Annotated in this window: 14 protein-coding genes; 6 read left to right on the plus strand and 8 right to left on the minus strand. The window is 39.3% G+C overall.

What is annotated here, in order from left to right; translation table 11 throughout:
- Positions 1–8 precede the first annotated feature (8 nt).
- A complete protein-coding gene (locus OA84_RS10095) occupies positions 9–443 on the plus strand; it encodes a universal stress protein (RefSeq protein WP_039345528.1) in 435 nt (144 codons plus the stop codon).
- 77 nt (positions 444–520) lie between these two features.
- Here the strand turns inward: OA84_RS10095 and OA84_RS10100 are convergent, their stop codons facing one another.
- The gene (locus OA84_RS10100) at positions 521–754 is read right to left on the minus strand and encodes a hypothetical protein (RefSeq protein WP_039345531.1); all 234 of its coding nucleotides are present in this window, start codon (positions 752–754) and stop codon (positions 521–523) included.
- A 42-nt stretch (positions 755–796) separates the two neighbouring features.
- Between OA84_RS10100 and OA84_RS10105 the strand changes: the two genes are divergently transcribed.
- The 3 genes from OA84_RS10105 to OA84_RS10115 are packed head-to-tail and all read left to right on the plus strand — an operon-like array spanning position 797 to position 2,957.
- The gene (locus OA84_RS10105) at positions 797–1,702 is read left to right on the plus strand and encodes a DUF6427 family protein (RefSeq protein ID WP_039345533.1); all 906 of its coding nucleotides are present in this window, start codon (positions 797–799) and stop codon (positions 1,700–1,702) included.
- A gap of 1 nt (position 1,703) precedes the next feature.
- A complete protein-coding gene (locus OA84_RS10110; RefSeq protein WP_039345536.1) occupies positions 1,704–2,288 on the plus strand; it encodes a DUF3109 family protein in 585 nt (194 codons plus the stop codon).
- A gap of 24 nt (positions 2,289–2,312) precedes the next feature.
- Positions 2,313–2,957 (plus strand): MgtC/SapB family protein, encoded by a 645-nt coding sequence (locus OA84_RS10115; RefSeq protein WP_052252174.1) that lies wholly within the window; start codon positions 2,313–2,315, stop codon positions 2,955–2,957.
- Positions 2,958–3,025: 68 nt separating this feature from the next.
- On the opposite strand, the gene OA84_RS10120 is transcribed toward OA84_RS10115, so the two are convergent.
- The 4 genes from OA84_RS10120 to OA84_RS10135 form a co-directional block, all read right to left on the minus strand.
- Positions 3,026–4,360 (minus strand): trigger factor, encoded by a 1,335-nt coding sequence (locus OA84_RS10120; protein ID WP_039345538.1) that lies wholly within the window; start codon positions 4,358–4,360, stop codon positions 3,026–3,028.
- 100 nt (positions 4,361–4,460) lie between these two features.
- On the minus strand, positions 4,461–5,024 hold the full coding sequence (locus tag OA84_RS10125; protein ID WP_039345541.1) for a hypothetical protein: 564 nt from the start codon (positions 5,022–5,024) through the stop codon (positions 4,461–4,463).
- A gap of 9 nt (positions 5,025–5,033) precedes the next feature.
- Positions 5,034–7,418, minus strand: coding sequence for a TonB-dependent receptor (locus OA84_RS10130; protein ID WP_052252175.1), 2,385 nt, complete (start codon positions 7,416–7,418; stop codon positions 5,034–5,036).
- 85 nt (positions 7,419–7,503) lie between these two features.
- A complete protein-coding gene (locus OA84_RS10135) occupies positions 7,504–7,860 on the minus strand; it encodes a hypothetical protein (protein ID WP_039345546.1) in 357 nt (118 codons plus the stop codon).
- A gap of 164 nt (positions 7,861–8,024) precedes the next feature.
- Here OA84_RS10135 and pfkA point away from each other — a divergent pair, with 164 nt between their 5' ends.
- Together pfkA and gap are read left to right on the plus strand one after the other, a co-directional pair.
- A complete protein-coding gene (gene pfkA / locus OA84_RS10140; RefSeq protein WP_039345549.1) occupies positions 8,025–9,011 on the plus strand; it encodes a 6-phosphofructokinase in 987 nt (328 codons plus the stop codon).
- Positions 9,012–9,043: 32 nt separating this feature from the next.
- Positions 9,044–10,048 (plus strand): type I glyceraldehyde-3-phosphate dehydrogenase, encoded by a 1,005-nt coding sequence (gap, locus tag OA84_RS10145; RefSeq protein WP_039345552.1) that lies wholly within the window; start codon positions 9,044–9,046, stop codon positions 10,046–10,048.
- 364 nt (positions 10,049–10,412) lie between these two features.
- Here gap and OA84_RS10150 read toward each other — a convergent pair whose 3' ends face one another.
- From OA84_RS10150 to OA84_RS10160, 3 genes are all read right to left on the minus strand, one after another.
- Positions 10,413–13,283 carry an alpha-amylase family glycosyl hydrolase gene (locus OA84_RS10150; RefSeq protein WP_039345554.1) on the minus strand — a complete coding sequence of 957 codons (2,871 nt, stop codon included), beginning with the start codon at positions 13,281–13,283 and terminating at the stop codon, positions 10,413–10,415.
- 99 nt (positions 13,284–13,382) lie between these two features.
- Positions 13,383–14,117 (minus strand): DUF4230 domain-containing protein, encoded by a 735-nt coding sequence (locus tag OA84_RS10155; protein WP_039345556.1) that lies wholly within the window; start codon positions 14,115–14,117, stop codon positions 13,383–13,385.
- A 74-nt stretch (positions 14,118–14,191) separates the two neighbouring features.
- A complete protein-coding gene (locus OA84_RS10160) occupies positions 14,192–14,731 on the minus strand; it encodes a hypothetical protein (RefSeq protein WP_039345559.1) in 540 nt (179 codons plus the stop codon).
- Positions 14,732–14,736 lie beyond the last annotated feature (5 nt).

The raw sequence follows: 14,736 nt of genomic DNA on the forward strand, positions 1-14,736 counted from the left end.
AAAAAATCATGATAAACATTATTTTACCAGTAGATTTTTCTGATGCAACCGACAAATTGGTGGAGGGTGCCATGAAATTTGCACGTGAGTTAAATGGGAGAATATGCCTAATTCACGTGGCGCCAGCAGACATCGGTTTTGCCATCGGAGACATGGGATTTCAGTATTTTCCCGAAGTGGAACAAAACGAAATTAAACAGGAACTGCTACAGCTGAACACTTTAGAGCAGCGCATAATTGCTCAGGGAATTGATTGTGAACATTTGCTGAAACAGGGCGTTTCTGGCGACACCATTTTGGAGTACGCAAAAGATAAAGCAGCTGCGTATATCGTCATGGGTTCGCACGGCAGAAGCAATATGTATGATGTTTTCGTGGGAAGTTTAACCAAGGAACTTACGCGAAGATCTCATATTCCGGTTTTGGTTATTCCAATTCATTAATAGAAATCGACAAAAAATAAAAATCCCGAAATTAAAAAATTTCGGGATTTTCATCGTTAAAAAACGGGTATCAATTATTAATTCTCTTTATTGTAAATTCTTGGGTCGTAATATGGATAATGACCTTCTGTAGGAGAAAAATATTCTTTGTCTTTGTTTCCGCCCAATACTTTAATCAGGACGTAGCACCAGTAAGTAAAAATGGCAACCGCAGCGAAAAACAAAATCCAGTTAAGGATATTTCCCGCGAATTCAAAAAGACCGAAAGACCATTTGAAAAACCTGCTTATTAACAGAAATATAGACGTCATTATTTTCCTTTTTTAAATTAACTTTGCACAAATTTATAAAAAATGTTTCGATTACTTTCAAAAGAAAGCAATATTTTTTCGGTACCGGTTTATATTGGTGTCCTGCTTTTGATTGTAATCAGCTTTAACATTTTAAACTTCAATACTTTAGACGTAATTTCAGCAACGGTTACCTTCGCGGGCGTGGCGCTGGGTTATTTCTGTTTTAACGCGATTGGGCTTACTTATCAAAGCCATTTGCCGCTGTTTTTGTATACTTTTTTCGTTTTTGCTTTATATCCGGGAGATTTGGATATCGGAATTGCTGTTTCGCTGTTTACCAACTCCATTATTTTATTAATGCTTACCGCTGATGACCTTTCGGTGCGTAATAATTCTTACATTTTAGTAGGCTCTATATTGGCAATCAATTTCATTTTTCTGCCGACAACCTGGCCGATGTCTATTTTTGTGATTTTTCACATTATTGGAACATCTGGTCAGATTGGTTTGCATATTTTCCGCCTGTTTTTCGGTTTTCTGCTGATTGCAATCGGCTATTTTTCGGTGGCTTATTTTTTAAATTTAAATGGTTGGAACCCGGCTTATTTTCCGTTTACCGGATTTTCGCCCACCCGAAATTTCGATCATTTATTATGGTTGAGTCCGGTTGCAGTATTTATAATCCATTCAGTTGCTGACCATTTCCGTCATTTCAATAAAAAAAGCCCTACAAGCCGCTTTAAATATACGTTTTTACTGGTTTTTTCGGTAGCGCAGTTCATCACCATTTTTATGTACATGGGTAAAACGTACGAATATCTTTTGCTGCTGGCTTTACCCGCCTCAATTATTCTGAGCAGAATGCTGAGATTTTCCAAAAAATACTGGATGCAGGAAGCCGGACTTTGGACCGTCATTTTTTCGCTTCTGCTCTTTAAACTTTCCTCTTATTTTAATTTCTTTTAACATGATTCAAATTGACGATAAATTAATTTCTGAAGATATTTTTTCTGAAGAATTTGTGTGTAATTTAAGCAAATGCAAAGGCGCCTGCTGCGTAGAAGGCGACATCGGTGCTCCTTTAAACAAGGAAGAAACCGTGATTTTAGACCGGATTTTCGAGCAGGTAAAACCTTACTTGCGAAAAGAAGGCGTAGAAGCTATCGAAGCGCAGGGAACCTGGGTAATCGATCCTAATGACGGCGATTATGTAACACCTATGGTTGAAGGCCGCGAATGTGCCTATGTTATTTTTGATGACAAAGGCATTACAAAATGCGGCATTGAGAAAGCCTACGAAGACGGCGCCGTGGATTGGCAAAAACCAATTTCCTGTCACCTCTACCCGATTCGCGTCGACGAATACCGAACTTTTACTGCGTTAAACTACCATAAATGGGATATTTGCAGTGATGCGTGCACCTTGGGCCGCGAGCTTCAAGTTCCGATTTACAAATTCGTGAAAACACCGCTCATCCGGAAATATGGGGAAGAGTTTTACGAAACACTTTGCGAAGCGGCCGATGAATGGAAAAAAGAATACGGTTCCTAAAAAATTTCTATCTTTAAAAGAAAAATGTCGGAGCACTTTGAACTTTTAGATGTTTACAAAGCTTTCTTTGCCTTGATCGCAGGACTCATTCTGGGTTTTGAGCGCGAAATGAAAGACAAATCTGCGGGTTTAAAGACGATCACCATTATTTGCCTCGGTTCAGCCCTTTTTTCCATACTTTCCTATAAGCTTGCGGGCACGGGAGATCCAACGCGGATTGCTTCTTATATCGTAAGTGGAATCGGATTTTTGGGCGCCGGCGTAATTTTCAAAGAAGGTTTTAACGTTTATGGACTTACAACTGCTGGCGTTATCTGGATTGCCGCGGCGGTCGGAATGTCGATCGGGTTTGGGGAAATTTATATTGCTTTTACCTTTTTAATTTCTGCGCTGATTGTCATCTATGTTGCAAAACTATTAACCAATCGGTTTTTAGCGCATCATCACAATAAAATTTTAAAATTTAAAATTGCGACCAATCGAATTTTAGAAAAAAAAGAAATTATCGAAGACATTGATAAAATTTCGAAAGTGGGATATCAAATCGCACTCGAAAAAAAAGAGGATTATTTGGTCGTGAGTATGGAACTTCATATTACGACACAGCAACTGGAAAAGCTGGAGATGTATCTGATCAAAAATAAAAATATCGACTCATTCAGCTATTAATTTTCATTTTACAAAAAAAAGCCGTCCCGATAAATCGGGACGGCTTTTTTAATATTTAAAATCGAAGATTACTTCTTCACTTCTTCCAAAAACTCATCGTGAGAAATCACGGTTTCAACTTTCGAAGCTTTTTCCATAATTACATCTTTAAGTTTCGCCATTCCAACTTCCGCGGAAATCTGACGAACCTGCTCCTGATCTTTCAACATTTCTATTGCATATTTCTGTACTTCTTCATCCGGCAAATGGTGAATTCCGTAAATCGCCAACTGGTTACGCACCAGCTGTTCTGCCTGTGCTAAAACATCAGCATACTCCAGTTTAATATCGTTGTCAGCCATTAATTTTCCTTCTAAAATCTGGTATTTTAACTGATTTTTTTCAGCTTCCAGGATTTCTTTTGCCTGCTCTTCAGTTTTTACGTTTTCATTGCTGAAAACCAACCATTTCACCAAAAACTCTTCCGGAAGTTTCACTTCTTCTTTTTCGGTAATCTGCGCTAAAATTTGGTTTACGAAATGTACGTCTGCATTTTGCTGGAAATATTCGTCCAACTCAGTTTTCACTTTTTCTTTCAATTCTTCCTCAGAGCTGATGGTTCCTTCGCCATAAACTTTATCGAACAATTCCTGGTTCAGTTCAGCCAACTTCAAACCGAAGAAATCTTTTACTTTAACTTCAATTTGGTCGTGGTGTAAATGCTCAACTTCTTCTTTAGAAAAACCAAGTTCTTTTGCCAATTCTTCATTGCTTTCCAAATCTGCTTTAGAAACCTTTACAGAACCGTCCATTTTCAAATCTTTCACCAACTGGAACGCTTCTTTTTTAGTCGCATCAATGGTGATATTTTTTGGTGGATGATTATGTGCGCCTTCTGCATCTTCTTCAACAACCTGGCTGATTTCCAAAGAAACCGTAGTATCATCACCAATTTCTTCCTGTGGAATCTGCTCAGCGAAACGTTTCTGCATGTTTTCAATGCTTTGTCCGATTTCTTTTTCAGAAGCTTCCACTTTGTAATGTGGCGCTTCGTATTTCGCTAAATCTACGGTAAATTCCGGCTCATAACCAACTTCAAACTGTACCGAAAGCTGCTCTGCGTTCGGGTTTAAATCGTCCACTGGCTGTGGCACGGGCTGGCCGACCAATCTTAATTTATTGTCATTTACGTAGTTGTTCAGCGCCTCAGAAACCTGCTTGTTGATTTCTTCGAAAGCAATTCCGGCTTCATATTGTTTTCTCACCATGCTCAATGGCACTTTCCCTTTTCGGAATCCAGGAACCTGCGCATTTTTCGCATAGTTGATCAATTGTTTCTCAACTTTATCTTTGTAGTCTGACTTATCTAAAGTAACTGTAAGTAACGCACTTACTTCGTCATGGTTGGTCGCTGTAACGTTCATTGTAATTTATTGAAATTTAGGTTGCAAAAATAGTAATTTTTTTTTGATTATTTTTAAGGGACGTGAAAGTAGCACACCGAAAAATTTCCGGCTAAAACGGCTATTTTTCAGAAATTGTAAAAGTTGCCATTGCATCGGTTTCACCGCCTACTGCGCTACCGAAAACGGTTCCGTTTTTTTCTTCGCTAACTGTAGTCGCATCGTGAATAACCGTCAGCACCAATTGCGGATTAGTTCCGGTCGCAGCATCGACTACGTTCCACTTTGTTTTTAAACCAACGCGTTTACCGTCGCTACGCACAGAATTTTCTTCGTCAATTCTGGTTAAATCCACCTCAGAATTCTGGAAGTTAAAAAGCAGAAAATGTTCGTCTTTCGCTTCAATAATGCTTTGCGTTTCATCTTCGTTTCCGTTTAAAAATATCGTGCTAACAGTGTAGATTTTTCCGTTTTCTAAATTAATGACGGGATTCGCCTGCGAATTCACGGTGTAATTATACGTTGTCGTAATTCCGGTCGCGTCGTCTTTCACGTTCAAAATGATATTCGAAATATCTTCCTGCGACAGCACGTCTTCATCTTCATCCGCGCGGCTGCAGCTGAAATATATGCCGCTAAAAAGGCAAAAAATCAGAAATTTTCTAAGTATTATTAGTCGTTTCATGTCGAAGTTTTAAAAGTTATATTTAATGTGGAAAATGACATTTCTGCCCATTTCGTACGAGAAATAGCGCATTCTATTCAGATAATCTTTGTAATTCAGGTTAAACAAATTGGTGACATTTACACCTGCTGAAAAGTTTTTGCTGAAGTCAAAACCGGTTTGTAAACCCCACAAAGTGTAGGTTGACGGCGGCGTGGACAGGTCTAAAGTTTTTTCCACCTGCTCGCCATTTTCGAAAATATTGATAGTTGGGTTAAAAACCGGAAATCTTTTCTGCTGAAGATAAGTTTGCTGCTGTACTTTAAAGTAGATATTGCGCCACTTTTCATTATTAAATTCCAGACTGTTTGCAAAATTCGTCGGAACCATAAGAATTAATGGCTTGTCATTCGTTTTATCCTGACCATTTACGTAGGAAAAATTACCGCGGTATTGCAGGAAATTATTGAATTTCACTTCCGCATCTACGTCAAAGCCGAAAATTTCCGCATTAATTTGCTGATAAGACCACACAGGAAAAACGCCGCGAATCGTATTTTGAATTCTGGTCGGAACTTCGGTGATGAAATTTTTGGTCAGAAATAAATAGGGATTTACATTCAAACTGAAATTCTCAAAAATAGGTGGTTTTAGCTCGAAATTTATATTGAACTGATGACCGTCTTCGTTTTTCATTCCGAGATTTCCAACCTCGATAATCGCTGCAGAATGATGCAGACCATCAGCAAAAAGTTCCGCGATATTCGGTGTTCTGCCCACTTTTGCATAATTCAGTTTTACACCAAAATGCTGCGAAGGCGTAAATTGCAAACCAGCGTTGAAAGACAGATTTTTGTACACCAAATCAGGTTTAGTAAAAACCCGGTTTCCTTCGGTTTTCACGTAAAACTTGGAAAAGTCCGCCGCGTACAAACTTTCCCAAACGTTCAGGTCATACCATTTTTTAACATTGAATTTAGTGACATCGTAACGCAAACTGGCTTCCGCATTAAATTCGGGTGAAAACCTATATTTTAACACCGAATAAATTCCGCCCGCATATTGGTTATAATTCGGCACCAAACGGCGCGCTTGTGTTTCCGGAGTTGAATAATTAAACTGATATTTCAGATCGATTCCGGTTTCTAAACTCCAGTTTTCCCGCTCGATTAAATCATTAATGTTAAATTGGTTTGTGAACAGTTCCAAATCCAGCGACGGAATTTGCGCCAGTTCGCCGCGCCGCACATCATATTCTTTCCGGTGATTGTACTGAAAATTATAATCAACCGAAATTTTTCCGAGCTGATCAAACCTTTTAAAAGCAGAAATTTTCGCGATATGATGTTGCACATCCTGTTTCGGATTTTCAATTTTATAAGAAAATTCCCGCTGATAAATCGGTATTTTTGTTGTTATGGCTTTGTAAAAATCTTCGAGATTGCCGAGATCAGAACCGCGGTAAATGCCAATTTCCTGATTCGTGGTGCTGTAATCGAAAGAAATTCCCTGCAAATAAGTGTTATTTTGCACCGTAAAACCAAAAGAATTATTCTGCAAACCGGTGTTTTGCAGGTAATAATCCGGCGCTTTCAGATCGCCAAGTTTTTTAAAACCACCAGCCGTTTTTATTGCCCAACCGTTTTTCCAGGTTTTCAAAATGTTTATTGCAAGTCCAAGTCCGCGCCCGTTTGAAATTCCGGAGAGATTTACACTGCCCTGAAGCGTATCTTTTCTTTTTAAAATTGCAGGCTCCAGGACAACAACACCGCCGATCGCATCACTGCCATACTTCAGCGCAGCTGCGCCTTTAATCACGTCTACGTGGTCAAACTGGTTCACATCGATGTTCGGCGCATGTTCTACGCCCCACTCCTGCTCCGCCATTTTCACACCGTTGTTGATAATCGGCACGCGGCTGCCGTAAAGCCCGTGAATAATGGGTTTCGCAACATTATTTCCGGATTTTAAAGCGCCGACACCGGAAATTCCAGAGAGAATATTTCCTAAATTTTCGGTGGAATTTCTTTCGATTTCGCTGCGGCCCAATGTTTTCACGATGATTGTACTGGCGTTTTTGTTCGCCGCGTGCAGCGTTATGGTTTCAATGTCCGCGATGTGATGTTCAAGCTGAACGGTGACCTCCAAATCCTTGTTTACCGAAATTTCTTTGCTAAAAGAATTACAGTCCGGATGCGTGGCGAGCAAAGTGTAATTGCCTTTTTTAACGGCTTTAAAGGCAAAATTTCCGTTTTCGTCGGAAAGTTGTGTGGATTTTCCGAGCGTAATTTCAGCGCCTTTTAACGGAACTTTGTCGTGAAAATCAATCACTTTTCCTTTGATGTTAAAAGTATTCTGCGCGTTTATGAACAGCAATCCAAAAAAGATTGCTATGATATTTAAAGTAAATTTCATTTAAAATAGAGGTAAAAAAAATAAACAGTACAATGACTTAAAAAACTGGAATTCAGTTATTTAAATATTGCTTAAAAAAATAGAATTAAATGAAATTTGCCGGCGGACCGCGCAGCTGAAAATCGTAGAAAGTAAACTGAAATGCTTTCTTTTCGGTTTCGAAAGTTTCGGGATGAAAAATTTCAGAAAAAGAAAAAGTGAGAAAAAACTGCTCCGGAACGGCATATTTTCCGTCGTGCAAAATGTGACACGAGAGACAGTCGGTATATTCAGCAGTTTTTGAATTGGCGGAAAAAGTTTTTTCGGAGTTTTTAAAATGGAAATCTTTGTAGATTTCGCCGCTGCCGTGATTGTGAAAATTTTGGGAAAACAAGGCAACAAAAAGATAGACGACCGCAAACAGCAGCGCTAAAAATTTGTGATGTTCTCGTTTTTTCATCATCCGGCAAAAATACAAAAATTTAAACATGAAAAAAATGCTGTTTTAGCGCCGAATTTTTTTGAAAAATAATCCGCTGAAGACTTCATTAATTCTGATAAAAATCTTGCCATTTAAGCCTGAGAAATTCCTTTAGATTTTGTAAATTTGTGCTGAAATTTTTATATATGATAGACACTGCGGTGAAAAAAATTGTAGTCCTTACGTCAGGAGGTGATTCTCCCGGTATGAATGCGGCGCTCCGCGCGGTTGTAAGAACAGCAAGTCACTACAAGATAGAATGTTACGGCGTACGAGAAGGCTATAACGGTTTAATTAACAACGATTTTACCAAAATGGGTCCCCGTTCTGTTAAAAATATTATTACCGAAGGCGGTACCATTTTAAAGTCGGCGCGTTCACTGGAGTTTAAAACCGCAGCCGGCAGAAAAAAAGCCTTCGAAAATTGCCAGAAACATGGCATCGACGGTTTGGTCTGCATCGGTGGTGACGGAACTTTCAAAGGTGCACAGATTTTCTGCGAAGAATATGGCATTCAGGTGATCGGTGTTCCGGGAACGATCGACAACGATATTTTCGGGACGGATAATACCATCGGTTACGACACAGCGCTAAATACGGCAATGGAAGCCATTGACAAAATTCGGGACACCGCAACGTCACACAACAGAATATTTTTTGTAGAAGTGATGGGCCGCGATGCCGGATTTATCGCACTAAACAGCGGTTTAGCGACGGGCGCAATCGGGATTTTAATTCCGGAAAAAAAGGACAGCATCGAGGAACTTTTTGCAACTTTCGAAAGAGCTGAAGTTGCCGGAAAAGCTTCAAGTATCGTAGTTGTTGCGGAAGGTGAAAAACTGGGCAGCATCTATGATATCGCAAAAGCTACAAAAGCCGGTTTCCCCGATTATGATATCCGCGTAGCGGTTTTAGGACATATTCAGCGTGGTGGTTCGCCAAGTTGTGCGGACCGCGTTTTAGCAAGCAGATTGGGTTACGGCGCGGTAGTCGGTCTGATGCAGGGAAAAACCAACGTGATGGTGGGAATGCAGTCCAACAAAATGGTGTACACGCCAATAGACGAAGCAGTACAAAAACACAATGACCTCGACCAGGATTTGCTGAAAATTTCGGAAATTCTGGCCATTTAATATAAATAAATATAAATCTTAAAAAAGAAATTATGTCAACAATCAAAGTAGGAATCAACGGATTCGGTAGAATTGGTCGTCTTGTTTTCAGAGCAATGGCCGAAAGAGAAAACATCGAAGTTGTAGGAATCAACGACCTTATCAATGCCGAATATATGGCGTATATGCTAAAGTATGATTCTGTACATGGTGAATTTAAAGGTGATATTTCTGTTGAAGGAAATGACCTTATCGTAAACGGAAAAAAAATCAGAGTAACTGCAGAGCGCGATCCCAACAACTTGAAATGGAACGAAGTAGGTGCAGAATACATCGTGGAATCTACAGGTTTATTCCTTTCTAAAGATTTGGCTCAGGCTCACATCAACGCTGGCGCGAAAAAAGTAATCCTTTCCGCTCCGTCTAAAGATGATACGCCAATGTTTGTAATGGGCGTAAATCACAAAGATTTGACTGATGACATTAAAATCTTCTCAAACGCTTCTTGTACCACCAACTGTTTGGCACCAATTGCGAAAGTAATGCACGACAACTTCGGTATTGTAGAAGGTTTGATGACAACTGTACACGCAACCACTGCAACACAGAAAACTGTTGACGGACCGTCAATGAAAGACTGGAGAGGCGGACGTTCAGCTTTGAACAACATTATTCCATCTTCGACAGGTGCTGCAAAAGCGGTAGGGAAAGTAATCCCGGCTTTGAACGGAAAATTAACAGGAATGTCTTTCAGAGTTCCTACAGCTGACGTTTCTGTTGTTGATTTAACGGTAAGATTAGAAAAACCAACTTCTTATGAAGAAATTTGCCAGGCAATGAAAGCTGCTTCAGAAGGTGAATTAAAAGGAATTTTAGGTTATACCGAAGATGCAGTAGTTTCTCAGGATTTCGTTGGTGAAAAAAGAACTTCTGTATTTGACAAAGATGCAGGAATCATGCTTTCTCCACAGTTTGTGAAAGTGGTTTCATGGTATGACAATGAAATGGGATATTCCAACAAATTAGCTGATTTATTGGTGCATTCTGCTTCTTTATAGTCAGAAGTATTCAATTCAAAATAAATAAAAACCTCTCGAAAACGAGAGGTTTTTTTGGCTGTTTTATGAAGGTTTTTTTGAGTTTTGTCTAAAATTAAAAACCGAAAATTTGCTGATTTAGCAGCTAAAATTTTGGTTTTAGATTCGAAAAAGTAAAACTGAAAATTAGGCAAAAAGCACTTTATTTAAAAATGGAAAAATTTGCCGTTTAAGCAGCGATAATTTTGGTTTTAGATTTCGAAAAAATTAAACTGAAACGCAGGTAAAAAATATTTTAAACCAAAACCGAAAAAAACGGTCTTTTAGCAGCCAAAAAAAACGGTCCGCAAATTTGCGGACCTTTTAATTTAATGTTAAAGATGGATTACTTCACAAGCATTTTTGTCACTGCAACACCTTTTTCAGATTTTAACTGAATCAGATACATTCCGGTCTGTAAACCGCTTACAGAAATGGTTTCATCGCCATTATCTTTGGAAAGTTTAACGGTTTTAACCAAAGCTCCGGCAAGATCGTAGATAGCAACTTTAGCGTTTTTAGCATTGGTATAGCGGATCGTCGCTACGCCGTTGGTTACCGGGTTTTGCATCAATGTCACAGAAACTGCATTTTTGTTCTGTCCAACTTCCGAAGTTGCCAATGAAGCTTTCGCGTCACCGAAAATTCTGAAACCTCCCGGTTCAATGGTAATTGGTGCTGTAGTACTGTTCACAGTAAACGTTGAATCATCCATTAAGTTCACCCAGGTTCCGGTTGAAGAGAAATTAGGAACGATATTTTGGCTTGTTAAAGTGAAATTAGCAAGTACAACTACGTTTTTTAACGCCTCCGAAGTCGTGGTATTTCTGATGAAAATTCTTGGCATTAAATTACCGGATTCTACCGTAAAATCTTTGGTATCGAAAACTTCATTCGATAATCTTAAAGATAAAATTTTTGCCCACGTATCATACACAGATTTTCGCTCTGCATTGGTATCATAAGCCAAACCAAACGCCGAAGGTTTGTTGGAAAGTTTACAATCACCCGGAATGCCATCTTCATAATCAAAATTTGTGCTACCGTCAGGGCAGGTAAAAATACTTTTGTCATACCCTAATTCCGCAAACTGCCAGATCATTTTCGGTCCGGGAACGGTTAAAAATACCGCTGCATAGGCTTTTTGTCTCTGCAAAGCTGTAGATAAATCTTTTACGTTATAACCTGCGGTTGAATTTCCGTATCCCAGATTTTTGAACATGATTCGTTCTTCGTCATGACTTTCGCCGTAGCTGATCGCTCTTCTTTCTGTAAAGCCGTGCAATTCAAAATCAACTCTGTTAAAGTTGCTGTTCGGCGCGTAACCCATGGTATTTTCGTTGTAAGGCACGGTTTCTTTGTCCCACATCATAATGCCTTTACCTTCATTTATACGGTAGTTCGCCCATTGTCTTTCTTCAGCATCTGTTCCCAAATGCTCGAAAATGATATAAGAAGAATTGTCAATCGCCCACTGTTTGTCCGCGTAGTACTTTAAAACATCAACCCTGTCCTGCTGGTACGCATTGGTACAGTTTTGATCGTTTTCGGAACAGTTTTGAGTGAAACCTTTGGTTAAATCCCAACGGAAACCATCGATTTTATACTCTTTAATCCATTGTTCCAACACTCTTTCTACATAATATTTTGTAGAAGAAGACGTATGGTTAAAATCGTTGAAAACATTATAAGCATGCTTCGGAGTTTGGTTGAAATATGGATTGTTTGCCGCGGGATCACCGAAACCGTCACCATCGGGATCAACCGCCCACAATCTTTCAATCGGGCTTCTGCCTGTGGCGTGATTTAAAGCGATATCTAAAATTACCGCAATACCGTTTTGGTGGCATAAATCGATAAATTCCTTGAATTTTTCCGGGGTTCCGTAGGCTTTATCTAAAGCATAATGGAAACCGGTATTATAACCCCAGGATTCATTTCCATCAAATTCCATAACCGGCATCAGCTCAATCGCGTTGATATTTAATGACTTTAAATAACTGATTTTGTTAATTAAAGACTGCCAGGTTTTTTCTACCGTAAAATCGCGAACCAGCATTTCATAAACAATTAAGTTTTCTTTTGCCGGTTTATCGAAGTTAGTGATGGTCCAGTTATATTTTGGTTTTGCGGTTTGAATCACCGAAACTTCAAAATTTTGTCCTGTGGGATAAGCTGGAAGATTTGGGTAAACCGATGCGCTGATGTACGGATCATCATATGGTGAAAGCACCAACGGTGAATATGGATCAGCGACTTTAATTCCATCCGCGGTGCGGTATTGGAAGGTATAAATTTGCTGGGGTGTAAGACCTGTAATTTCTATCCAAAATAAATCCGGATTTGTAGTGTCGCGCTTCATTAAATAAGTGCTGGAAACCGCCCAATTGTTAAAACTACCGATCACGTGAACCGATGATTTATATGGCGCGTATAAAGCGAGCCCGACCTTGGTCCCATCTGCAGGATCGTAGGTAATACCCTGTCTCATATAGCTTGGGATCGGTGCAGATTGTACTGCTGCGGCAAGCGCTACTGAAAAAGTTTTACTTACTGCAGTACCATCTGATGCGTTGGTTGCAATAACTTCAATATTGGCATCTGAAGTCACTGTGTAGGCGTAATTCAGCGAAGTTGAAGCTGCGGAACTGGTATAAACCGTAGTGCCGTTTGCTTTTACAACATAGTTAGCTGCCATACTTGACGTCCCGGTAATGTTTAAAACACTTCCCGAAGCTATAATGTTTGAACTGCCTGCAGCGGGATTTGTCAGGTTAAATTGGAATTTACCCACATTCACGAGAAAATCCTGCGACTGGTTACTACCCGAAAAAGTTTTAACCAAATAGCCAATTTTCGTCAGCGGATTTGTTCTGTTTCCGTAGTACGACTTCACGGTGTTCATCGTGAAGGTATAGGTTCCAATATTTCCGGCACTTGACACGTATGTAAGTTTGTTTGCCGAGTTAGGCGTTGCCCAGGCACCATTGGTTGGCGCATCTACATTGACACCTGCGGTATCAATGGACCATGCCCACAAATAAAGTTCATGAGTCGTAGCTACACCGTACGCAGCTTCATCAACTTTAAAAGTGATGGTTATCGCTTCCGTTTCATTAAACGTTGCGGGACTGATGATGGAAGTTACCGGAATGGTGGCTGCCAGAGCGAAGTAAGGCAAAAACACCGCCAATAACAGCGTATAAATGTATTTCATATAAATAGGTTTTTAAAATGTAAAAGTACTAAAAGTTCAGTTCCGAAATGATAAATTTTTATGTTTCTGAAATGAATTTCAGATACTTAATTAAAATATTCAGGAATCCTTAGAAATATCGGGCTTATAATCAATAAAATTATTACTTTCAGAAATCGCAGAAGCATTTTCCAGCATGAAGTTTTTACCAGCCAAAATCTCTGTCAACAGCGTGCGCATCTGTTCAGCTGCGACTTCCGGCAAATGCGATTTTTTTGCCGCCTCAATGACCTGTTTTTTGCCGTTTTGCTGAATCTTCGCCAAATCTTCTTTGCTGAAAAGATTGAAAAACTGCTCCTCGATATTGTAATATTTATAATCAGTTTCGGTAGAAAGAATTTGCGGCGGCGGAAAATTCAGCAATTTCACTTTCCGGTTCACCTCATCAACTTCCCACTGAAATTTTTCGAAATCATAACCGACCAGAATTTTCGCTTCGATGATAACCAGCGCTTTCTTTTTCGACGGAATAAAATTGAAAATTTTCTTTGATTCTTCGTAGTTGTAAATTTCATTAAAATGACCTTCCGCGGAAACGACTTTAAAAACTTTGCGCATGCTTTCCGCAATCGTGTGCGAACTTTCGGTAATCACCGGCGCCGAAGAACCCATTTTTTTCGAAGCTAAAAAAGCAATTACGCCGCCCAAAACCAAACCCAGAACCAACATCAAAAGCGTCATCACCGAATTGATGGAAGAACTTTGCGTCATTTGGAAAAGCAGATACGCGATAAAGAGCACCGCGGCGATTCCCAACGCCCAGAAAACGAATTTGTATTTTTTTAAGTTCATCATTTTGAATTTACGTAAAGGTAAGAATTTTCAAAAATGAATTAAAACAGAAAAATTTGCCGTTTTAGCGGTAAATTTTATTTTTTTAGCACAAACTGCGGCGGCAAAATCAGCTCTTCAAACCTGCCTTTCACCTCCAGTTTTTTGAAATAGAGATTTCGCGCCATGATTTTCAGCATGAGATCTTTATCGAAAAATTTCCAGAAAGAATCGTCGTGCACTTTTGTAGGTTTCCTGACTTCGGTAAAAGTCGTCACCCAAGAATCCGGATTGTGGTAAAACTCAATAATTCCGCAGTGTGGCGGGATATTTTTGTGCTCGATCATTCCCTGTGGTAACAAAAAACTGAACTGGTTACACGGGTAATCTCCACAAGAAATTTTATCGTGTTTCAAAAATTTTTCTTTGGTCTGATGGTTTTGATACTTCTTTTTAAAATCATTTTTAAAGTCGCCTTTTGAAAATTTAATTTCCAGCTCGTGGCTGAAACCTTCTTCATTAATGACTAAAATATCGGCTTCCCAGTCGGAATGAAAATGATTGGTAAGCACCAAATCTTTCTCAAAATCGCAAAATTTCGAAATATAATTATAGGTAAGTTCTTCTACTTTTAACATGTTGG

The sequence above is a fragment of the Kaistella solincola genome (genome assembly GCF_000812875.1).
GTDB lineage: Bacteria > Bacteroidota > Bacteroidia > Flavobacteriales > Weeksellaceae > Kaistella > Kaistella solincola.